Consider the following 21,543-nt stretch of genomic DNA (forward strand, 5'->3'; position numbering starts at 1 on the left):
CTCAGCCCTGACCCTTCATCACGATGTCGAAGCACGAATCGAGCATGGCGGACGCCCCCTTCTCGCGATCGGCCGCGGTGGCGGCATTGGCCGCGAACGTCTCCAGCACGGCGGCATAGCCGGCGAAGGCCTTGTCCAGCGGCTCCGGCGCCGGGCCACCGAAGCGGGCACGGACGGCGACGAAATGCTCCGGCGAGACGATCTCGCGGAACCGGGCTTCGTCCACCGTGCTCGGCCGGCCGCAGGTCTCGGCGAAGGCCTGCCCGAACGGGGTGAAGCCGGCTTCGGCCAGGCTGGCGCCGGCGGCGACCACCGCCTTCGCCGTGGCTGCCGCGATCTCATGCGCTTGGCGGAAGGACAGGCCCTCGATCCGCACCAGGCTGTCCGCCAGCTCGGTCACGGTGATGCAGCTGCGGTCGATGTTGCGGCGGACCTTGTCGCCGTCGATCGACACGGCGGCGACAAGGCCGGACAGCAGGTCGAGCACACGGCCGGCGAGGTCGAAGGCGGCATAGCCCTGGCCCTGGGTCTCGCCCTCGCTGTCGTTCATGTCGGTGAAGGGCGTGTTGTGCATCACCGTCAGCATCGACCGCGCCCGGGTCATGGCATGCGACGCCAGGAGGCGCAGATGCTCGATCGGCACCGGGTTGCGCTTCTGCGGCATGATCGAGCTGATCTGCACGAAGGCGTTCGGGACGTAGAGCTGCCCGACCTCGAAGCTGGACCAGAACTGGAAGTCCTGCACCAGCCGGCCGAGATGCAGCATCATCAGCTCCAGCGCGGCATAGGTCGAGGTGACGTAGTCGACCGCGGCGATGCAGCTGTAGGAGTTCTGCAGCGGTGCCGAGAAGCCCAGCAGCTCCGCCATGCGGTGCCGGGCGATCGGGAAGCCGGTGGTGGTGATCGCCGCCGCGCCCATCGGGCACAGGTCGACGATGGCCCGGGCCGCCTGCAGCCGCGCCAGGTCGCGCAGCAGCACCTCGATCGCGGCGGCGAGGTAGTGGCCGAAGGTGGTGGGCTGCGCCGGCTGGCCGTGGGTGTAGGCGACGATCAGCGTCGCCCGTTCCCGCCGGGCGGTGTCCAGCAGGCTTTGCGCCAGGCCGCGCGCCTTGGCCGCCAGCGTGTCGATCCGCCCCTTCAGCGCCAGCTTGAACAGGGTGTGGTCGATGTCGTTGCGCGATCGGCCGGTGTGCAGCCGGCCGGCGATGTCGGGGCCCAGTCGGCGCTTCAGCTCGGCCTCGATCAGGAAGAAGAAGTCCTCGACCTCGCCGGTGTAGGTCAGCGCCTCGACATCGAGGTCGCGCTCGATATCGACCAGCGCCCCGCCGATGGCGGCGGCGGTGGCGGCGTCGAGCACGCCGGTCTCGGCCAGCATCACCAGATGGGCGCGGTCGACGCGCTGGAAATGGTCGCGATAGTGCCGCTTCGCGCCCTCGAACAGCGGCGCCAGCACCGTTTCGGCATAGACGGCCGCCGGGAAGCGGCTTTCGTCCTTGATCGCCATGATCACCCCTTCAGCCCGGCGAGAACCACGCCGCGGACGATGTAGCGCTGGAACACCAGGAACACGATCAGGGTCGGCAGCGTCGCGATGGCGGCGCCGGTCATGATCAGTTCCCACTGGATCTGCTGCTCGACCGCGAAGCTCGTGAGCCCGACCGGCAGCGTGTAGAAGTCGCGGCTGGTGGTCACGATCAGCGGCCAGATGAAGGCGGTCCAGTTGCCGAGGAAGGTGAAGATCGCCAGGGCCGACAAGGCGGGCGTCACCAGCGGCATGGCGATCTGCCACCAGATCTGGAGCTCGTTCAGCCCGTCGATCCGTGCCGCCTCCAGGAAGTCGTCCGGCACCGTCTCGAAGAACTGCTTCATCAGGAAGGTGCCGAAGGCCGTCATCATGCCCGGGAACATGATGCCCCAGTAGCTGTCCAGCCAGCCGAAGGTCTTCGCCATCACGTACCACGGGATCACCAGCATCTCAGTCGGGATCATCAGCGTCGACAGGATGGCGATGAAGATCAGGTAGCGGCCGCGGAAGCGGAACTTGGCCAGGGTGTAGCCGACCAGGCTGTCGAAGAAGACGTTCGACAGGGTGACGGTGACGGAAATGCCGAGCGAGTTGAGGAACCAGCGGAAGAAGCGCCCGTCCTCGAGCACATAGGCGTAGTTCTCGAGCGTCGGCTCCTTCGGGATCAGCGACAGGTCGTAGACCTCGTGCGGGAATTTGAACGAGGTGGCGAGCATGTAGAGGATCGGCATCACCATGACGATGCCGCCCATCATCAGCAGCGTCCAGGCCACCACCCGCCCGGGCCGGATCCGGCGGCCCATGATCACGGTCGCGGTCGCCATCAGCGGTCCCTCAGGATGCGGAGCTGCAGGATGGAGATGCCGAGCAGGACCAGGAACAGGATCACGGTCTGGGCCGAGGCATAGCCCATGTCGAACGCGTTGAAGGCGGTCTGGTAGATCATCAGCACCAGCGGCTTGGTCGAGTTGAGCGGGCCGCCGGGGTCGTTGTTGGTGATGTTGTAGACCTGGTCGAAGATGCGCAGGAACCCGATCGAGCTGAACACCACCAGGAACACGAAGGTCGGCTTCAGCAACGGCAGCGTGATCTCCCACAGGATAGTCCGGCGCGACACGCCGTCGACCCGGGCGGCCTCGTAGTAGCTGATCGGGATGGCCCGCAGCCCGGCCATGAAGATCACCACCTGGAAGCCGAGGCCGGACCAGATCGCCGGCGCCAGCACCGCCGGCAGCGCCTGGACGGTGGAGCGCAGGAAGGGCTGCTGCGGCAGACCGATGCTGGCCAGGGCGTTGTTGAACACGCCGATCGGCACCGGCTGGTAGAACCAGCGCCACACCCAGGCCATCGCCACCGCCGTGGTCAGGAACGGCAGGAAGTACAGCGCCCGGATGAAGCCGTGCATGAAGCGGACCTTGTCGAGCTGGTAGGCCACGACGAAGGCGATCAGCAGGCTGAGCGGGGTGCCGATCAGCAGGTACAGGAAGGTGTTGCCGAACACCTTCCAGAACAGCGGGTCCTGGACCAGCCGGATGTAGTTCCGGAACCCGACGAAGTTCGGGGTGCCGAGCAGGTTCCAGTCGGTGAAGGACAGCCAGAAGGCGTCCAGCGTCGGCCAGAACCGGATGACGGCGTAGAACAGCACCGGCACGGCCAGGAAGCTCCAGGCCCAGACCACCTGCTTGGCCCGCACCGACAGGCCGGCGACGGGGGATCTCATGCCGGCCCCCGTGCCGTTTCCCGCATGGTCACGGCCCCGCACCCGGTTCCGGTCACTTGGCCTGGTGGCGGTCGATGATCGCCTGTTCGGCCTTGGCGGCCTCGGCCAGGGTGGCGTCGACCGGCTGGTTCTGCAGCACCGCGCGATTGACCATGTCCATCGACACCTGGCGCTGCCCCGCCTCGTCCACGAACAGCGTGGTGTGGGCGTAGTCGAGGCCCTTGATGAAGGGGGCGTAGACCGGGTTGGCGATGTTCTTGTCGCTGAGCGCGACCGACCGACGGGCCGGCAGCTCGCCCACCGTGTCGAGCCAGATCTGCATCGCCTCGGGCGAGGTCAGGAAGGCCAGGAACTTTTTCGACGCCTCCAGCTTCTCGCCCTGAGCCTTGGTGGTGATCGCATTCACCCAGTAGCTGGCGTAGTTCGAGCGCGTGCCGTCCGGCCCGGCCGGCAGCTCGGCGACGCCGTATTTCAGCCCGCGCACGGCGTCGAAGGAGCCGAGGCGGAACGAGCCGTCGATGGTCATGCCGGCGCGGCCGGCCTTGAAGGCGGCCTGGGCCTCGTCCATGAAGCCGAGCTGGCTGACGCCGTACTTGGTCTGGAAGTCGAGATAGTACTGCAGCGCCTTGGCGCCGGCCGCATCGGCGTAGTTCACCGTCTTGTAGTCGTTCAGATACGGATCGCCGCCGAACTGGCGGACCAGGACCTCGCGCCACCACTGGTGGTCCTGGCCGGCCATGTCCATGGTGATGCCGACCTGGGTAAGGTTGCCGCCGCCGTCCTTCTTGGTCAGCTTCTGGGCGAACTGGACCAGCTCGTCCAGATTGGCCGGCCCCTTCTCTGGGTCGAGCCCGGCTTCCTCGAACAGCCGCTTGTTCCAGAAGATGGCGAGCGAGCGGACCGCCGTCGGCAGGCCGTAATAGTCGTCGCCGCGCTTCATCGCCTTCACCATCGGGAAGAAATCGGCCTCGATGGCGTCATGCGGGAAGGTGTCGGTCGGCAGCGGCTGGATCAGCTTGGCCGCCACGAAATTGTCGAGCCAGCCGTAGAACAGCTGCACCACGTCCGGCCCCTCGCCGGCCGGGATCGCGGCCGCGACCTTGGTCTGGTAGTCGGCATAGGGGAAGTTGGTGTGCTTGACCGTGATGCCGGGATTGTCGGCCTCGAACTTCGCGATCAGCGTGTCGATCGCCTTGACCCGGGAATCGTAGAAGTACTGCCAGTATTCGATCTCGACCGCCTGCGCCGCCGAAGCCGCGCCGCCCAGGCCGAGCGCGAAGGCCGTCGCCAGCGCCATGCGCCGGATGCCGCCGAACCGTGCCATCTCCCCTCCTCCATCCCTGTCTTGTTCGGGCGCCGAAGCCCATTTGGTCTCGTTCCCACTCGATCACAGGCCGAAAGCCCGAGTCAATAACTCAACACAGTTGAATTATTATAATGGCCGCAGCACCCTGTACCGGAGATTCCGGGAGACGGGCCGCATGGCGATCGGCAACAATTCGGGCAAGACCCGATCCTACAACCGCCGGGTGGTGCTGGAGACCGTGCGGCTGCAGGGCACGGTCAGCCGCACCGAGATCGCGCGCCGCACCGCCCTGACCACCCAGGCCGTGTCGAACATCACGGCCGCGCTGCTGGCCGAAGGGCTGCTGCGCGATGCCGGCCGCCGACGCAGCGGGCGGGGCCAGCCGCCGATCGAGTACGAGGTCAATCCGGATGGCGGCTTCACCATCGGCGTCGAGATCGCGCCGCGGTTTCAGCAATCCGTCCTGGTCAATCTGGCCGGACGCGTCCTCGCCAGCCGCACATCCACGATCGAAGACCCCACCCCCGCCGCCATCGGCCCCCACCTGCGGCGCGAGGTCGATGCGCTGCTGGACTCGGCCGGCGTCGCCCGCACCGCAATCCTCGGCGCCGGGGTGGTCATGCCGGGCCCGTTCGGGATCGAGGGGCTGAGTTCGGTCGGCCCGACCGCCATGCCCGGCTGGCTGGCGATCGACGCCGCCGCCTTCCTCGGCGAAGCGATCGGGATGCCGGTCCTGGTCGAGAACGACGCCACGGCGGCGGCGGTGGGCGAGCGGCTGCACGGCGTCGCGCGCGAATTGAGGGATTTCTGCCTGGTCCATTTCGGCACCGGCGTCGGCCTCGGGCTGGTGCTGGGCGAGCAGCCCTACACCGGGGCCTTCGGCAATGCCGGCGAACTGGGCCATGTCACGGTCGAGCCGCGCGGTCGCCCCTGCCCTTGCGGCAGCCGGGGCTGCCTCGAACGCTACGCCTCGCTGCATTCGCTGGCCGAGCAACTGGGCGGCGCGGCCGATCTCGACGCCCTGATCCGCGACGGGGATCCGCGGCTCGATGCCTGGATCGAGATCGCCGCCGAGAAGCTGCTGATCATGGTCGGCATGCTCGAGAACCTGTTCGATCCCGAGGCCATCGTGTTCGGCGGTCGCCTGCCGGACGCCGTGCTGGACCGGCTGATCGCCGGGATCGGACCGTTGCCGAACACCGTGTCGCACCGCTCCGGCCGGTCGGTCCCGCGTCTCTTGCGAGGCACCACCGGCGGGTTGACGCCGGCGCTGGGCGCCGCAGCGCTGCCCGTTTTCGAAACCGTGACACCCGATTTCGGCGCCGTGCTTCGCGCCCGTGACACCGCCCGAGACTCTGGAGGCTCGTCCCATGCTCGCCGATGAGGCCCTCATCCGCCGTCAGATGGCCCAGCCGAGCGTGCTGCGGCTCCATCGCGCCCTCTCGCGGCTGAAGAGCACCGTCACCCTGCTCGACACCGGCGCCCATCCGGACGACGAGAGCAGCGCCATGCTCGCCACCCTGTCGCTGCGCGACGGCGTTCGCGTGGTGCTGCTGTGCTCGACCCGCGGCGAAGGCGGCCAGAACGCGATCGGGCCGGAACGCGGCGGCGACCTGGCGGCGCTGCGCAGCCGGGAGATGGAGGAGGCAGCCCGCGTTCTCGATGCCGGCGTCACCTGGATCGGCCACGGGCCGGACGACCCGGTGCATGATTTCGGCTTCTCCAAGAGCGGCATCGACACGCTGCGGCGCTGGGGCCATGAGCGGGTGGTGGAGCGTCTGGTCCGCGCCATCCGGACCGAGCGGCCCGACATCGTCATTCCGACCTTCCTCGACGTGCCGGGCCAGCACGGGCACCACGCGCGCGATGACGCAGGCGAGCCGGGAGGCCGTCGAGCTGGCCGGCGATCCCGCCGCCTTCCCGGAGCACCTGGCCGCCGGCCTGCCGGCCTGGACCGTCGCGAAATTCTATCTGCCCGCCTGGTCGGGCAAGAGCGCGTCCTATGACGACGACCTGCCGCCGCCCGATGCGACCGTGGCGGTGCAGGCCGGCGAACGCGATCCGGTCACCGGCGCCACCTATGCCCAGATCGGCCAGTGGTCGCGGCTGGCGCACCGCACCCAGGGCATGGGGGTGTGGCGCGAGGCGGCCCCCTCCCCCTGGCCGCTGCATCGGGCCCATGCCGCGCCCGGGATGCCGGCGGCGGAGGCTTCCATCCTGGACGGGCTGCCCGCCACGGTTGCGGCCCTGGCCGACGCCGTCGACGGCATCGAGTGCAAGACATGGCTGCGGACGGCCCAGGCCGCGATCGACCGGGCCATCGCTGCCTGGCCGGACAGCGATGCCGTCGCCGCGGCGGCGGCCCAGGCCCTGACCGCGACCCGCGGGGCCCTGGCATCCCGCCCCGAGCACGCCGCCTCCGTCCTGGACCATCGGCTGCGTCGCAAGGAACGCGAGCTGGGGCAGATCCTGTTCGCGGCGTCAGGGCTGGATGTCCGCGCTTTTGCCGAACCTGCCGAGATCGAGCCCGGCGGGACGGTCGGCATCACGGCACCGTACGCCGCCGACACGGGCGCCACGGAGATTGCGATGGCGCCGCGGCTCCCCGGCGGTTGGACCTGGGAGACCGGCAGCGCGACGGGCCAATTCCGGGTCCGCGTTCCCGACGACGCCCCGATCACCCTTCCCTTCGCGCCGGGCTTCGATCCGCTGGGCGGCAATGGCCTGGTCTCGGTCGAGATCGCCTTCACCCTGGCCGGGGTCCGGGCGACAGCGACCATCGATCTCGACGAGCCGGTCCGGGTCCTGCCCGCCGCCTCCGTGACCCCGGCGTCCGATGCCATCGTCGTCAACCTGGCCCGCCCGTCGGCCCCACGGCCCCTGGGCCTGACGCTGCAGAGCCTTCGTGGGACCCCAGCGGCGCAGCGGAGGGTCGGCGTCACGGCCCCCGCGGGCTGGGAGACGTCGGCGGCCGCCTCGGTCGCCGTGCCCGGGAATGCCGGGGTCGCATCGATCGAGGCGGTCCTGACCCCGCCGGTCGGCGCCGGCCTTCACGAAGCCGTTGTCACCGTCGACGGCCAGCCGGGTTGGGGCGTCCGGCGCATGAACCACCCCCATCATGGGGCAGTGGTTCGCGCGGCCCCGGCAATCCTGCGGCTGCGCACGCTCGAGGTCGCCCTGCCTGACGGTGTTCGCGTCGGTGTCGTCGGCGGCGGCAGTGACCGCGCCGATGCGTGGCTGCGCCAGATCGGCCTTGCCGTCGATCCGCTCGATGCCGAAACCCTGACCGGCGGCGACCTCGGCGCCTGGGACACCATCCTGGTCGGCGTCTTCGCCTTCCGCACCCGGCCGGACCTGGCCGCCGCGACCGCGCGCCTGCACCGCTGGGTCCGGGACGGCGGCCATCTGGTCACGCTGTATCATCGCCCGATCGACGCCTGGACTCCGCAGTCGACGCCCTTGGCGCCCTTGACCATCGGCCACCCCTCCTATCGCTGGCGGGTGACCGATCCGGCAGCCCCGGTCCGGGTGCTGCGACCGGATCACCTGCTGCTGACCGGTCCCAACCCGATCGGGGAGACGGACTGGGCCGGCTGGGACAAGGAGCGAGGGCTGTATTTTGCCAGCCGATGGGACCCCGCTTACGAGGCGCTGCTCGCCACCGGCGACGCGGGCGAGGCACCGCTGGAAGGCGGGCTGCTGTCGGGCCGCTTCGGGCAGGGGCGCCACACTCATGTCGCCCTGGCCCTGCATCACCAGCTGGATCGGCTGGTACCCGGCGCCTTCCGGCTGATGGCCAACCTGATGCAGCGGGCCTGACCGACGCATCCAGACGCGGCCTGCCTCCCATGCGGTCCACTCAGTGCGTCAGCGAACGGTCGAACAGGTTCGTCATCTCGGACACGCGGCCCTCGACGAAGCTGTGGTGCGAATGGCCCGCATCATTTCGGGCACGGCGCGAGCCGACACATCAGCCACATCGCCTCGACATTGCGACGGCAGGCCCGCTCCAGCCGCCGCCGAGTTCAGTGATTATCCGAAGCCCGGTGGGGGCCGATCATCGCGTCCTGGGACACATGGTCGTACCAGCGTCACGCCAGAGCTGTCGAACGACCGGAGCCAACGCGGTTCCGATCGCCCTCGTGTTCCCGGCGTCGAGATGCACTCCGTCGATCGGCGATGCAACCGCCACGCCTGCCGCATCGAAGAAGGCGCAGCCGCAATGCTCCGCAGCGTCCCGGTAGCGCGGCGCCAGCTTCTGCGATTCGGCGATGCTGCGGCCCCCGGCCGGCTGCCAGTCCCCGCCCACGGTCTCGCCGAACAGCGGCGGCGCCACGATCAGCATCTTCGGGACGGCGGCGTCCGGGCCATAGGGATAGGTCCTGGCGATCTCGACCAGCCGCTCGATCCCGGAGCCGGCGCCGAGGGCGGTGCCGCAGACATGCGGCTTCAGGTCGTTGGTGCCGAGCAGGATGATCACGAGGTCGAGCGGGTAGTGGCTGCCCAGCAGCGTCGGCAGGATGCGCGCGCCGTTGCGGTCGGCCGCCGCCCCGTGATCGTCGAACATGGTGGTACGCCCGCCGAGGCCCTCGGCGATCACCCGGGCCGATCCCTCCAGCCCCGCCTCTAGCACGCTGGTGCGCAAGATCACCGCGCGGGCCAGCGCCCGGGTCGCCCGCACCGCCTTCGAGATCGCCCGCGGCCGGCGCCGCAAGGTCACGGCCGTGCACAAGGCCAATGTGCTGAAGCTGACCGACGGGCTGTTCCTGCGCGAGGTGCGCCGCGTGGCCCAGGATTTCCCGGAGGTGGAGCTGGACGAGTTGATCGTCGACGCCGCCGCCGCCCATCTGATCCGCAGCCCCGACCGGTTCGACGTCATCGTCACCACCAACATGTTCGGCGACATCCTGTCCGACGAGGCGTCGGAGCTGTGCGGCAGCCTGGGGCTGGGCGGGTCGATCAACGCCGGCGACACGGTCTGCGTCGCCCAGGCGCAGCACGGTTCGGCCCCCGACATCCAGGGCCGCAACCTGGCCAACCCGACCTCGCTGATCCTGTCCGCCGCGATGCTGCTGGACTGGCGCGCCCGCCGCGACGGCAACGCCCGGATGGCCGAGGCCGCCCGGCTGATCGAGGATGCGGTCGAGGCCGTGCTGGCCGACCCGGCGACGCGCACCCGCGACCTGGGCGGCAGCCGCGGCACCGCCGAATTCACCGCGGCGGTCGTCGCCGCCGTCGCCGGCTGAGGGGGACGCACATGACCGACACGACCCAGGCTGGCCCGCAGGCCGCGATCCTGCGCCCGGCGGAGATTGTTCCGCATGAGCGCGGCGGCGGCGCCCGGACGGTGCCGCTGGTGACCAGCGGCATCGGCTCGACCAGCCTGCTCAACGGCATCACCGAATTCGCCCCCGGCGGCGCCATCCCGCTGCACACGCACAACGCGAGGAGAGCGTGATGGTGCTGGAGGGCGAGGCGCTGGTGGAGATCGCCGGCGCCACGCACCGCATGGGCGTGCACGACACCACCTGGGTGCCGGCCGACGTGCCGCACCGCTTCGTCAATGCCGGCCCGGGACGGCTGCGGATCTTCTGGACCTACGCCTCGGTCGACGCCACCCGCACCCTGGTCGCCACCGGCGAGACCCGGCGGATCGACGCCGAGCGGCGGTGAGGCTGACCGGCAAGCCGACGCGGCTGATGAGCGATCTGCTCCCGCTCTGCGGCCAGGCGGCGCTCGACCCGTTCATGGGCTCGGGCACGACCGGGGTGGCCTGTGGCCGGCTTGGCCGCCGCATGAGGAGGAATACAGGTTGTTCGATCAGGCTCCGCCAGCCGCCAACGAACCCTGATCCATGATGGCTGGGGCGGCTGCAACAGCCGGCCCCGCCACTGACTGGATCCGACCCTGAGCGGACGGTTCGAGGCCCGATCGGCTGCTCCGAAGCGGACATCTCCAGCGAACCATCCAGGCCCGATAGCGGACCCGGCCACCGGAAGAGACTATCAGCGATTCCCCGGTTGCAGCGTGTTCGAGTATCGAGGGAAGCCAAGCCCCTGGCGGCCTTCGGCGCGATCCGACTGGCCGCGCCGACAGCATTGGGCGGAAAGCGGAACTAGGCTCGCCTAATCCCCTCTGCCCAATCCGCCAGATTCTCCTCGCTGCTGCGTAGTCGCTTCATGACCCGCTGCATCGGCCAGCAGACCACTCCATTTCCGAGCTTGAGGGTAGCGTTGATTTCCCCTTCGGGATCATTGTCCTTCGTGATCCAATCTCCTAGATCCTGTGCCAGAAGACCGCCTGGAGTGGGCTCTCCGCTCGTCGTCTGCTCGCGAAAGAACCGCTCCACCTCGGAAATGCTGTTCGGCTTGAAGTCTGCGTTATAGCCAGAACTTAGCAGCGCCGCAGATATCCACTGCGCAGCTATAGTAATATCTGTCCGCAAGCTTCGCGGTGCCCCAATTGCTCCGCGCGTCGCAAAAATTAACAAGGACCCTGAAATGAGAGATCCAATCATCCGGCGCGTTATCAATTCGCCAACTCCCTCAGCAATCGATCGATTTTATGCCCTGAGTATCGTCCCGAAGTCCGTCGCTGTACACCGTCGCCTTTGGGTCGTGTGCGGTCATGTCCGCTCTCCGGCGTCGGGCGCGACGGCCGCTTTCGGACGGCCTCGATTGGGCTTGCCGGCCGAGAAGGGCGGAAAGCGGAATCTCAGGGCTGCCAGCAGAATGTCCGCACTGCGGGTCGGGAGCGGTCACAGCGGCGCGTCTCTCCCGGAGCGGCTTTCGAAGGTCCCAAGCCGGTGATCCGCCAAAAGTACCGGATCTCAGCCGGATGGGTCGGTTTCGCCTGCGACGCGCCAACAGCTACTTTACCTCCGCGAATTAAGTCGATTGCGGAGGTTGGTTTTGGCCAATTACATCTTTTCCGTCGATGGTGCCGAGACTGGCACGGTCGGCGGCCGTGAGACGGCGTTCGTCTACAATCTCGACTTCTTCGATAAGACCGACACGGTCTCGGCGTCAATTTACGGCAGCAAGCTCGATTTCGAGATCGAGGGAGCCATCGACCTCAACCTCAATGGCTATTCCGGCATCACCGGCTTCGACACCGTCATCGCCCGATCCGCCACCGGAGGTGTCCACCTCACCCTTGGCCAGAATATCTTCCCCTTCGGGTACGGCCCGGTCTCGGTCATCGCCCAGTCCGATGTGAATGGCAAGGTCGTGCTCGACGCCAGCGCCATTGGTCGCGCTCAGGACGTGAACTTGGACGCCAGGTCGGACGGGGACAACGTGCTGATCGGAGGGGACTTTAACGATACCCTGTCAGGAGGGGCCGGTGCCGACCATTTCGACGGCGGCGATGGCATCGACAGGGTGAACTTCAGCGACTCGTCGGCGGGCGTGAAGGTCGACCTCCTGCGCCACATCGGCTTTGGCGGCGACGCCCAGGGTGACGCTTACTTCAGCATCGAGAGGGTCTGGGGTTCGAACTCCGGCGACACCCTGATCGGCGGGCACCCGGATGGTTTCCTCATTGGAGACGACGGCGATGACATTTTGGTGGCGAGCGGAGGCCTCGTGCGGGGCGATGCCGGCGATGACATCCTGATCGTCAGCAGCGCAGTCACCAGTTGCTTTGGAGGGTCCGGGATCGACCAAGTGCGCTTCGAGACCGACCCCGATGGCGCCGCCATCGATCTCCTCGACACCGAGGACCGGTTCGCCGAAATCGAGAATGTGTATGGCAGCGAGAGCAACGACTACATTTCCGGCGACGCCGGCGCCAACGTCCTCGAGGGCGCCGGCGATGACGACGAACTCTATGGGCGGGGCGGCAGCGACGTGCTCCGCGGCGGGGCCGGCGCCGACAGGCTGAACGGCGGCGATGGCAGCGACACCGTCAGCTACTGGTACGGCTCCGTCGGCGTCACGGTCAACCTTGCGACCCGCACAGTCCACGGTGGCGACGCCGAGGGCGATATCCTGACGGGCTTCGAGATCCTCTCCGGCAGCCAGGGCAACGACCAACTCACCGGTGACAAGTTTGCCAACACCCTGCAGGGCTGGAACGGCAACGATGTGCTCAAGGGCAACTTAGGCAAGGATGTGCTGGCCGGTGGCGCCGGGGCGGACCGCTTCGTCTTCTCGACGATCGATGACAGCCTCACCGGCGCCAACGCCGACCGGATCTCCGATTTCAGCCACGTACAAGGCGACAGGATCGACCTGTCGGAGATCGATGCCAACACCGGCGTCCGCGGCTTCGAAGCCTTCACCTTCATCGGCTCCAGCCTCTACACCGGCGCCGGCCAGTTGCGCGCCGTAAACACCAGTCCGGGCATCACCACCATCGCCGGTGACGTCAACGGCGACGGCGTCTCCGATTTCCATATCCAGCTCGCCGGCAACCTGGTCCTCGTCGCCGGCGACTTCATCCTGTAGCGGCGACGTTTCGTCGTCGTCGCGGCATGTGCGACAGATGAAATCCGGGCCTGTGAGCTGACCGCTGGCGGTCGACCTCGGCTGGCCGGTGTGCGACTGAAGCGGTCATCCGAACGCAAGGGCTGGGATGACCGCTTCGGGTCGCATGCGGTCATGTCCGCTCTTCGGCGTCCGGCGCGATGGCCGCTCTCCGGCAGTCCACGGCCGGCCTGGCCGTCCGCGAAGGGCGGAAAGCGGAAGGTCGGGGCCGGCGAGCAGAATGTCCGCATTGCGCCCGAAAGCGGCCGATCTTATCGCCTGCAAGAGAGGGCCGGATCGCGCCGAGAGCAAGGGACGCGGGGGCGGAAGTGCTGATAGGAGCGCTGCGAATGAGTCCAGGGCTGCCGTCTGTCGATTGTCTGCCCGCGCTGCCAGAACGCCCATTTCACCCCAAGTGGGGCAGGTCCAAGTATGTGCGCTGGATCTGGAACAAAAATGTCACTCCTAATGCGGCCGGCGATGTCCCCGGCCAACGCCTCCGGGATCCCTAAAAGCCCGACAGGGCCGTTGGATAGCCTTCCGGGAATTGCCGGGCGCCCGCGGGTGTGGTCTGTCGGCCGGCATTGGTATCGTTCCACGACAGCCCCGACGCGGTATGTGCGGCCCTGATGGTGAGATCGTGCAGCCTCGGCACGTAAAGCTGGGTTCCCGCCACCGGGCCGGGGCCCGCTTTCCAATCAATGTCGAAGTACATGGAGTCGGCCTCGCCGGTGATATCGGTGATGACGCCCCAATTCGGCGACCGCACCGCGTCCGCATAGATGATGGCGCCTTCCCAGGCGGCGCGGCCCCAAATCTTCTTCGCATCGGATGAGGATAACGCAGGGACCGTCAGCCGCCGGGTGTCCCAGCTCACCCCATCCTGGCCCACGACCAGGCTTTCAGGTGGCCATTCGGCAAGGATCGGCCCGGCGCCGGCGAATTCGCCGCCGCTGACGTCCACCTGTTGCGTCGTCCACGATCCTTTGAACGTCAGCGGTGCGTGCTCAACGCCGCGAAGGGTTGAATCGATGGCGCGCAGCTGGCGTGGCGCGAGCCCGTAGCCGCTGGTCACATTGGAGTTCTTGAACAGCAGATAGTCCACGCCGGTCCCTTCATGCAGGCCTGCAGTCGTGGTGCCGTCGAACACGACCATGCTGACCAGCTTGTCCAGCTCGCCATCCCGCACCGATCCGCCGGCGACCCGAGCGAATCGGGCCTGTGTCGGCACGAAATGGGGGATGACGCAGTTCTCGAAGCTCATGTCGAGGGCAGCACCAAAGAGCTTGCCTCCCAGCCGGACCGTCTCGCTGTTGGGATTGACCAGGAATTCGATGTCCTTGATGCGGGCGCGCAATGTCAGGCGCTGGTCGTCACGATCGATCGCATAAATCCGCGCGACACCGAGGGAATTCGGATCCTGCAGGGTCTCCCAGTAATTGTCCTTGTGTCTGTGCCGGAGAGGCCGGTCCAGGACGACCTTCCGGCCGCTGACCGACAGCACCTTCGCATATTCGAAATAGCGGATATTGGGGGGGAAGCCGTACATCTGCTGGTCATAGGAGCCGACCATCACGTAGCGGCCGATCGGGAGATTGCGCGCGTCGCTCGCGTCCTTCAGCATCACGGCATCGTCTCCGGCGTCCGTGGTGTCGATCTTGTAGCCGATCGACCTCGGCTGCTCGCAGATCCATTCCCCGGCCGGCTGGACGCATTGGAAGTACTGGCGCCCCAGTTGCAAGGCGGCCGAGGCGATATGGTAAGGGTTGTTCGACACGATGTTGCGCAACGTCGCGCGGACGCCGGGGGCGTCGCTCCGGATTTCGAGGTGCTGGATACCGAAGGTCCAGCGATTGTCGACATAGTCGTACTGGCGCCCGCCATGAAAGATGATCGCCGCCCTCAGCTTGCCGTCTCCCACCGCCTTCTGGTCGAGGACGATGGCGCGCCGGATCTTCATCAGGACTTCGGTGTAGTCGGCGCCGACCGGCGTGCCGTACTCACTGGAGTCGACCACATAATCCCGGTGAAGAATGGCGCTCTTGGTGCGGCGGGCGGTGACCCCGGCCACCACCTCGAGCGTGACCGGGAAATCCGCGACCCTCGAGGTGTCCCCTCGGTTTCGCACGGATGTCTTGAACCCATATGTGCCGACGGCGAGCGGCGCGCCGATCGACAGCATCCCGGTGTCGACATCCACAGTCACATCCGCAGGCGCGTCCGAGATCGAAAAGGTATAGGCGTAGCCGAATTCCGAGCCGCCCCATGCTTCGAGGTAGCCGACCGGGCCAGTTTCCATCGACGAGACGACGAACCGAGATTCGGAGAGCCATCTTGCTGGGTCCGCAGCCCAGGACGCGCTTGGATACGCCGTCGCCACCGAACACATCAGGAGGAGCGCAGCGCAGACGAGACGCTTGACGCTTATGCTCCCTCGCCTCGTCATTGCTTCTGCGGCTCAGCCACCATCAGCATATTCGGCGCCAGCCAACGCGGCAGCCATGAGAATGGCAGACCGCTGACTTCTCTGATCGGCGCATTGTGTCGGATCGTCTGCGCCAGCCAGCGCCAGTCGAAGCCGATATGCCAGACCGTGTGCGTCGGAATGCGGTCCATCTGATAGAGCCCGGCCCAGAACGTCTCGCGCAGGGTGCCGGAGCCACGATTGTAGCCCATCAGAGCCGAGCCGCCGTTCTTGATCCAAACCGCCGGCCCCACCTCCACCGGTACCGTCACCACGAAAAGCTTCGGCCGCACGATGCGGCAGACATTCTCGATGATACGGACGACGGCGCCTTCGGGGATGTGCTCCAGGGTCTCCAGCGCGAACACGATGTCGGCGCTGTCAGGCTGATAGTGGCTCGGATCGGCTGCATCCGCCTGCACGAACTTGCAGTTCGGACGATGCCCATGGTTGCGGCGCGCCGCCTCGAGGTACTTGTCGCTGAGGTCGATGCCTGTGTAGTCGACATCGAAGGCACCGAGCAGCGGCCCCACGGCCGTGCCCGGGCCGCATCCGATATCGAGCGCCCTTATCGGGCGCTCCTTGATCGCGGCGCTGAGCTCGCTCGCAAGGCGGAGGAGCGATGTGTATCTCCCAGAATGAATAAACTTAGTGAGCTTGTTGAAATTCTGGTTGCGCTCATACTGCGAGATCTCGGCAACGTCGCTCATGCAAAGCTACCCTCTCCCGGGGAAGGCGAAGCATAAGGGGACGAGCCGCTTGGCGACGATTCAGCAAAGAGCGGTAGGATCAGAACCCAAAGTGGATGCTGGGTACCCGACCGGCTCGATTGCGCTGTGTCGTCCTGGCGCCTTGTGGTGCGGGGATCCGGTCTGGTTGAACGACATCCCGGCTGTTGCGGCGCCTGCGCTTGTTGGCGATGAACTGATGCAGCCACGGGGTCTCCAGCACATCGCCCGTCGTTGGCTCCGCACCGCCAACACCAGCGGCCCTGGCCTATTTGCAGAAGATCCTGGACACTACTGGTTAGCGACGGTCCACAACGGGGACAGGACCAGACGTTCAAGTTCCCCTGCCCGGACTGTCCGCTTGGGGTCGCATGCGGTCAGGTCCGCTTCGGAGAGCAGACTGCGGTGGCCGGAGATCGCGCTTTGCGGTCGGTTGACGCGCTGTCCAGAACCGGTGGCCCGTCATCTGAAAGCGCGCCCCCGGCTATAATGACTTGGATCGGATCGCTCTGAAGAGACCGCAGGCGAATCCGAGGACGCTGATCATGCCGCCGCTCCCGCCCCAGGACCGCGTTTACGATGGCGCTTGCGGTCTTTCCTTGACTCTATGTTCCCGTTATGTTCTAATGCAGGGATGGTCGATCCCATCACAGTCGGAACTCCGTCCGCCGCCTCGACGGCCGCGGATGAGGTTGTCCGGGAGATCGAGGTGTTGTCCGGGCTGACCCAGCTCGCCCTGGAGATGGCCCGGACCGTCCAGGCCCAGGCTCTCGCCGCCCTGGAGGCCGGCGATCTCAAGCGCGCCGGCAAGGCCGAGGCCCGCTTCAGCAGCCTGTTCCTCGCCATCCGCCGCGTCGTCGCGCTCAAGGCCAGGCTGCGCCGGCAGCGGCAGGACGCCGCGACTGCGCCGGCGGACGAGGCCGTGATGCTGTCCGGGCTGATGGAGCTCGCGTTTGCGCTGGCCCAGGCCTTCCAGGCCCTGGGCGTCGCCGCCCTCAAGGCCGGCGATCTCGACCGCGGCGGGGATGCGGAGACCTGCTTCAGCAGTCTGTTCCTCGGCATCCGCCGCGCCATCGCGCTGAAGATGAAGCTGCGTGAGCAGCGGGAGCAGGCGCAGCGTCAGGCCCAGGTCGCCAAAGATCGGCTGCAGGCCGAGAAGGACGACCGGCGCCAGGCCGTCGCCCAAGGCGTCGCCCAGGCCATCGCCGCGGCTCCCGACACCGAGGCCCGGGAGCGGATGACCGCCGATCTCTGGGAACGGCTGACCGAGGACGAGCGCATCGACGTCGACCTCGCCGACACCGCCTTGCCGATCGAGGCCCTGATCGCCAGCCTGTGCCGCGCCCTCGGCCTCCCGCCCCGCGGAACTCCTCCGGCCGGCGGCCCCGCCGCCGTGGCGAAAGCCGGGACTGCCGGCGCCGGTCCGAAGCGCCAGGCCTCCGGCCCGGCGCCGCACCGAGGCTCTTACAATGTCCGTCGCGCCAGCGCGGCCGAGGATGCCGGCAGGCCCGGGGACGACCGGCCGTCCGGCGGCTCCGGGCCACCCGGCGACACCGGGCCGCCCGCCACGGCGCCGCCCGGCGACCGGCGACAATGGACCGATCCCGACCGGGCCGGACACCGCCGCCGCGAGACCGGGCGCGACGCCCGCCGCCACCCGCAGATGCCCGCCCACATCCGTCGCCACGGCTGACCGGAGGACCGGTCGCCGTGGCCGCAGGCATGCGCGTGGTGTGTCCCGAAGGCGAGCGCTGTTCGGAACACAGCCGTTCAGGCCAATCCGCCTCTTTTATCCTCCCCTCCCCTTGCGGGAGGGGGCAAAGGGGAGGGGTCTGTATCGTTGCCATCGGCCGCGGGACCGTGCCGGGCCTAGCCCAGGGTGCCCTCGGATTTCAGCTTCAGGGCATAGTCCAGGTGGAAGCGCATGAACTCGGCGGCCTTGGCGAGGTCGCCGGATTCGAGCAGCTCGAGAATGCGCAGATGCTCCAGCGACTGGCCGACCAGGCGGCTGCGGTCGATGGTCTTGCGGTACTCGGCCAGCCGCCGGCTGGCATTCACGCGCTTGAGGGATTCGATGAAATAGAGGTTGCCGGAGCCGGCGACGATCATCTCGTGGAACTGGGAGTTGATCTCGAACAGCTTGGCCCGCGACAGGGTGCGGTAGTCGCCGTCCAGCAGCGCCTGCTGCTGCACCCGGGCCCGGCGGAACGCCTCCTCATCGACCGAGTAGCCGGGCTGCAGGATGGCGGCGGGCTCGATGGCGATGCGGAACTGGTAGGCCATGCGGTAGGCTTCGATCGAGGTCAGCACCGGCAGGAAGCCCCAGCCCTTGCCGGGCAGACGCTCGACCCAGCCCTCGCGCGCCATCCGCGTCAGGATGCGGATCGCCTCGCTGCGCGACAGGCCGTAGCGCCGCATGATCTCGTTCTCGCTGACCCGGTCCGGCAGCCGGCCGGACAGGCGGTCGTCGGCGAGCTGGAAATATGCCTCCTCCCCCGCCTCCGGACTGGCATCGGCGGTGCCGTGGGCGGCCAGCGCCGCCGGGTCCTGCGCCAGGAAGAAGCCGCGGTTGGCCTCGCGCCGTACGACCCCCCGGGCCTCCAGCAACTTCAGCGCATCGTTGACCGGGGACCGCGACACGCGGAACAGGTCGGCCAGCTTCTGTGCCGGCAGATGGTCGTTCGCCCGCAGCGGCTGGTCGCGGGCATAGTCGACGATGCGCGCGGCGATCTGCGGCGTCAGCGGTGATGGCGGCATCCAACCTCCTGCTCACGCCGGCCTGTCCGGGCAAGAGTCGACGGCGCGCCGCCAATTGCACTCTGATCTATCATCATGCAATAAATCTCCACCCCTTGCTCCCGGCGATTGCACGATGCCGTCTAGCACTGTCGACCTGGGTGGTCAGCATCTTCGATTCGTCGACTTGCCGCGACTGCTCGGCGGGGACCTGGCCTGCTTCCCGTGGTCGATGCGGATCCTGATCGAGAATGCCGTCCGCCATGCCGGCACCCCGGTCGCCGAGAGCATCGCGCACGTTCCTGGCGTGGCTCTCGACCCGGCGCAGCACGGCGGGGATCGCCTTCCGGCCGACGCGGCTGCTGATGCACGACACCGCCCCCGAGCTTGCGGACGGATGAGTGCAGCCCCGGGGGCGAGCCATCCGACAGCGACGGCTGCCCTCGGCAAGTGCACGTCTCAGCGTGCTTACGAACTGAGGCGAACGTTCAACCAGGGGACTACCCGAATCAGCTCGACGCGCGCCGCCGCCGCTTCAGAATTTGCTCCGCCCACCTCAGGCGGGAGGGCGCCATAGGCGGAGATAGCGTCAGCATCTCCAGACCGGATATTCGCCGGATCGCGTGCACTCGACAGGACGACCACCGCACCTGGAAATCTGCTCCCGCTCACGATAGGCCGCTAGATTCGCCCAGCCGACGGAGTTGCACCCTGCCCGTCAGGCAATGGCCGTTACGGTAGCTTGGCGATTTCGGATGATGGCCGAGGCCGCTGCCGGGTCTGGCGGCAGCACAGCGCCCTTCAAGGCAATCGAGTACGGCTGGGTGGGATGTTCCAGCACGGTCCGGGCATCGCCGCTCTCGATCACCTTGCCCTTCTGCATGATGATGACGCGGTCGGAGATGTAGTAGGCCGTCGCCAGGTCGTGCGTGATGTAGATGATCGACACCTTGAGCTCATCCCGCAGCTCGCGGAACAGGTTGACGATCGACATGCGGAGCGAGGCATCGACCATCGAGACCGGCTCATCGGCGACGATCAGCCGGGGCCCGGGGATCAGCGCCCGGGCCACCGCGATACGCTGCAACTGACCGCCGGACAGCTCGTGCGAGTATCGGCCCCGGATCTCGGCCAGGGACAGGCCGACGCGCTGAAGCGCTGCATCCGCCACCGCCTCGCGATCCCGGCTCGTCCTGGCCTTGCGGAAGCGGTTCGCCGTGGCGAACAGGTACTGGTCCAGCCTGGTCAGCGGATTGAACGCCTCGAACGGGTTCTGAAACACCGGCTGCACCCGGGCCATGAAGGCCTCGCGCGCCGCCCGGCCCCTGATGGTGGCCACATCCGTTCCGTCGAAGAGCAGCCGCCCCGCGCTCGGGACCTCGTTGCCGAGCATCATCTTGGCCAGGGTCGATTTGCCGGAGCCGGATTCGCCGACGATGGCGAAGATCTCGGGCTTGTCGGCGGCGAGCGCCAGGCTGACATCGTCCACGGCCTTCATCGAGCGGCGCGAGAACAACCCGCCGACCGGGAAGACCTTGGTGACGTGATCCAGCGTAAGCAGATCGGTCATGGCGCACCGACCTCCCCGGCGCGGAAGCAGGCAACGCGCCCACCGGTCGCGCTCGGCAGCATCGGCGGCACCTCCTTGGCGCAGCGGTCGACGGCGAGCGGGCAGCGCGGGTGGAAGCGGCACCCGCCCGGCGGATCGGAGAGCGCCGGCGGCTTGCCGGGCAGGCTCTTGCGCACCCGGACGTCGCCGATGCGGGGCAGGCTGCCGATCAGATGCGCGGTGTAGGGATGCTGCGGTCGGTCGAACAGCGCCTGTGTCGCCCCCTCCTCCGCCAGCCTCCCGGCATACATGATGGCCAGCCGGTCGGTGATCGCGGCATGGACGCTCATGTCGTGGGTGACGAAGATGATCGAGGCCTGGATGCGGGCCTGCACGTCCTTGATCAGCCGGAGCACGTCCTGCTGCACCAGGACATCGAGAGCGGTGGTCGGCTCGTCGGCAATGATGAACTCGGGCTCGCACACCGTCGCCAGCGCAATGGTGATGCGCTGGCGCATGCCGCCCGAAAGCTGATGCGGAAAGGCTTCGAGCACGTCGGGATCGAGACCCAGCCTCTCGAGATGCTGCCTCACCTTGTGCCAGAAGGGGGCGCGGCCGAGGCCCATGTGGCGATAGGCGAAGTCGCGGAACGAGTGCTTCACCCGGCGCACCGGGTTCAGGACGTTCATCGACCCCTGCATGATGTAGCTCAGATGCCGCCAGCGCGCCGGCTTGAGCTGTTCGCGCTGCGCGTAGACGTCGATGGTCCTGCCGCCGAAATCGAATGTCACCGAGCCGCCGATCACCCGCATGGGCGGCCGGATGGCGCCGGCCAGCGTCTTGATCAGCGAACTCTTGCCGCTCGAGGACTCGCCGGCGATGCCGTAGACCTCGTTGCGGCGCACGGTCAGGCTGATGTCGTCGACCGCCCGCACCTCGCGCCGGATGCCGAAATGCTCGTTGACATAATAAGCCTTGAGCCCCTCGACCGTCAGCGCATTGGGGCGGGCCATGGCAGCATTCCTGGCCTCTGCGCTCAGAACATCG

The 21,543-nt window shown here is 67.7% G+C and carries 18 protein-coding genes; 7 read left to right on the forward strand and 11 right to left on the reverse strand.

From position 1 onward, the window contains the following. Position 1: 1 nt before the first annotated feature. From argH to QFZ27_RS34735, 4 genes are read right to left on the reverse strand one after another with little or no spacing between them, the layout of a single operon-like run. Positions 2-1,504: an argininosuccinate lyase gene (gene argH / locus QFZ27_RS34720; RefSeq protein ID WP_429231152.1), complete on the reverse strand. Its 1,503-nt coding sequence runs from the start codon at positions 1,502-1,504 to the stop codon at positions 2-4. A gap of 2 nt (positions 1,505-1,506) precedes the next feature. Then, entirely contained in the window at positions 1,507-2,349 is an 843-nt protein-coding gene (locus QFZ27_RS34725; RefSeq protein WP_429231154.1) for a carbohydrate ABC transporter permease, read from the reverse strand. Continuing rightward, positions 2,349-3,245 carry a carbohydrate ABC transporter permease gene (locus QFZ27_RS34730; RefSeq protein ID WP_429231155.1) on the reverse strand — a complete coding sequence of 299 codons (897 nt, stop codon included), beginning with the start codon at positions 3,243-3,245 and terminating at the stop codon, positions 2,349-2,351. The genes QFZ27_RS34725 and QFZ27_RS34730 overlap by 1 nt, the downstream gene beginning before the upstream one ends. 52 nt (positions 3,246-3,297) lie before the next feature. Next, positions 3,298-4,569: a sugar ABC transporter substrate-binding protein gene (locus tag QFZ27_RS34735; RefSeq protein WP_429231156.1), complete on the reverse strand. Its 1,272-nt coding sequence runs from the start codon at positions 4,567-4,569 to the stop codon at positions 3,298-3,300. A 157-nt stretch (positions 4,570-4,726) separates the two neighbouring features. Between QFZ27_RS34735 and QFZ27_RS34740 the strand changes: the two genes are divergently transcribed. Further along, positions 4,727-5,935 (forward strand): ROK family protein, encoded by a 1,209-nt coding sequence (locus QFZ27_RS34740; RefSeq protein ID WP_429231158.1) that lies wholly within the window; start codon positions 4,727-4,729, stop codon positions 5,933-5,935. Beyond that, positions 5,922-6,557 (forward strand): PIG-L family deacetylase, encoded by a 636-nt coding sequence (locus QFZ27_RS34745; RefSeq protein WP_429231160.1) that lies wholly within the window; start codon positions 5,922-5,924, stop codon positions 6,555-6,557. Before QFZ27_RS34740 ends, QFZ27_RS34745 begins: the two co-directional genes overlap by 14 nt. A 2,051-nt stretch (positions 6,558-8,608) precedes the next feature. Here the strand turns inward: QFZ27_RS34745 and QFZ27_RS34750 are convergent. After that, entirely contained in the window at positions 8,609-9,202 is a 594-nt protein-coding gene (locus tag QFZ27_RS34750; RefSeq protein WP_429231162.1) for a GDSL-type esterase/lipase family protein, read from the reverse strand. Between QFZ27_RS34750 and QFZ27_RS34755 the strand changes: the two genes are divergently transcribed. The 4 genes from QFZ27_RS34755 to QFZ27_RS34770 all read left to right on the forward strand — a co-directional run bounded on the left by QFZ27_RS34755 (position 9,189) and on the right by QFZ27_RS34770 (position 13,001). Next, positions 9,189-9,797, forward strand: a complete 609-nt coding sequence (locus QFZ27_RS34755; RefSeq protein WP_429231164.1) for an isocitrate/isopropylmalate family dehydrogenase — start codon at positions 9,189-9,191, stop codon at positions 9,795-9,797. The two genes, QFZ27_RS34750 and QFZ27_RS34755, sit on opposite strands and share 14 nt — an antisense overlap. Positions 9,798-9,808: 11 nt before the next feature. Continuing rightward, on the forward strand, positions 9,809-10,009 hold the full coding sequence (locus QFZ27_RS34760; RefSeq protein ID WP_429231165.1) for a hypothetical protein: 201 nt from the start codon (positions 9,809-9,811) through the stop codon (positions 10,007-10,009). Continuing rightward, positions 10,009-10,224 (forward strand): cupin domain-containing protein, encoded by a 216-nt coding sequence (locus QFZ27_RS34765; RefSeq protein ID WP_429231166.1) that lies wholly within the window; start codon positions 10,009-10,011, stop codon positions 10,222-10,224. Before QFZ27_RS34760 ends, QFZ27_RS34765 begins: the two co-directional genes overlap by 1 nt. Positions 10,225-11,462: 1,238 nt before the next feature. Then, positions 11,463-13,001, forward strand: coding sequence for a calcium-binding protein (locus QFZ27_RS34770; protein WP_429231168.1), 1,539 nt, complete (start codon positions 11,463-11,465; stop codon positions 12,999-13,001). 526 nt (positions 13,002-13,527) lie between these two features. Here the strand turns inward: QFZ27_RS34770 and QFZ27_RS34775 are convergent. Both QFZ27_RS34775 and QFZ27_RS34780 read right to left on the reverse strand, forming a co-directional pair. Further along, positions 13,528-15,399, reverse strand: coding sequence for a hypothetical protein (locus tag QFZ27_RS34775; protein ID WP_429231170.1), 1,872 nt, complete (start codon positions 15,397-15,399; stop codon positions 13,528-13,530). 62 nt (positions 15,400-15,461) lie between these two features. Then, positions 15,462-16,193: a class I SAM-dependent methyltransferase gene (locus tag QFZ27_RS34780; RefSeq protein ID WP_429231172.1), complete on the reverse strand. Its 732-nt coding sequence runs from the start codon at positions 16,191-16,193 to the stop codon at positions 15,462-15,464. A 730-nt stretch (positions 16,194-16,923) separates the two neighbouring features. Here QFZ27_RS34780 and QFZ27_RS34785 point away from each other — a divergent pair. Further along, positions 16,924-17,904 carry a hypothetical protein gene (locus QFZ27_RS34785; protein WP_429231174.1) on the forward strand — a complete coding sequence of 327 codons (981 nt, stop codon included), beginning with the start codon at positions 16,924-16,926 and terminating at the stop codon, positions 17,902-17,904. Between the two features lie 176 nt (positions 17,905-18,080). On the opposite strand, the gene QFZ27_RS34790 is transcribed toward QFZ27_RS34785, so the two are convergent. The 4 genes from QFZ27_RS34790 to QFZ27_RS34805 form a co-directional block, all read right to left on the reverse strand. Then, positions 18,081-18,968, reverse strand: coding sequence for a GntR family transcriptional regulator (locus QFZ27_RS34790; protein ID WP_429231176.1), 888 nt, complete (start codon positions 18,966-18,968; stop codon positions 18,081-18,083). A 73-nt stretch (positions 18,969-19,041) separates the two neighbouring features. Beyond that, positions 19,042-19,278, reverse strand: coding sequence for a hypothetical protein (locus QFZ27_RS34795; RefSeq protein WP_429231178.1), 237 nt, complete (start codon positions 19,276-19,278; stop codon positions 19,042-19,044). A gap of 387 nt (positions 19,279-19,665) precedes the next feature. Then, positions 19,666-20,517, reverse strand: a complete 852-nt coding sequence (locus QFZ27_RS34800) for an ABC transporter ATP-binding protein (protein WP_429231180.1) — start codon at positions 20,515-20,517, stop codon at positions 19,666-19,668. Continuing rightward, the gene (locus tag QFZ27_RS34805) at positions 20,514-21,509 is read right to left on the reverse strand and encodes an ABC transporter ATP-binding protein (protein ID WP_429231182.1); all 996 of its coding nucleotides are present in this window, start codon (positions 21,507-21,509) and stop codon (positions 20,514-20,516) included. Before QFZ27_RS34805 ends, QFZ27_RS34800 begins: the two co-directional genes overlap by 4 nt. Between the last annotated feature and the right edge of the window lie 34 nt (positions 21,510-21,543).

Source organism: Inquilinus ginsengisoli (assembly GCF_050434925.1).
Lineage (GTDB): Bacteria > Pseudomonadota > Alphaproteobacteria > DSM-16000 > Inquilinaceae > Inquilinus > Inquilinus ginsengisoli_B.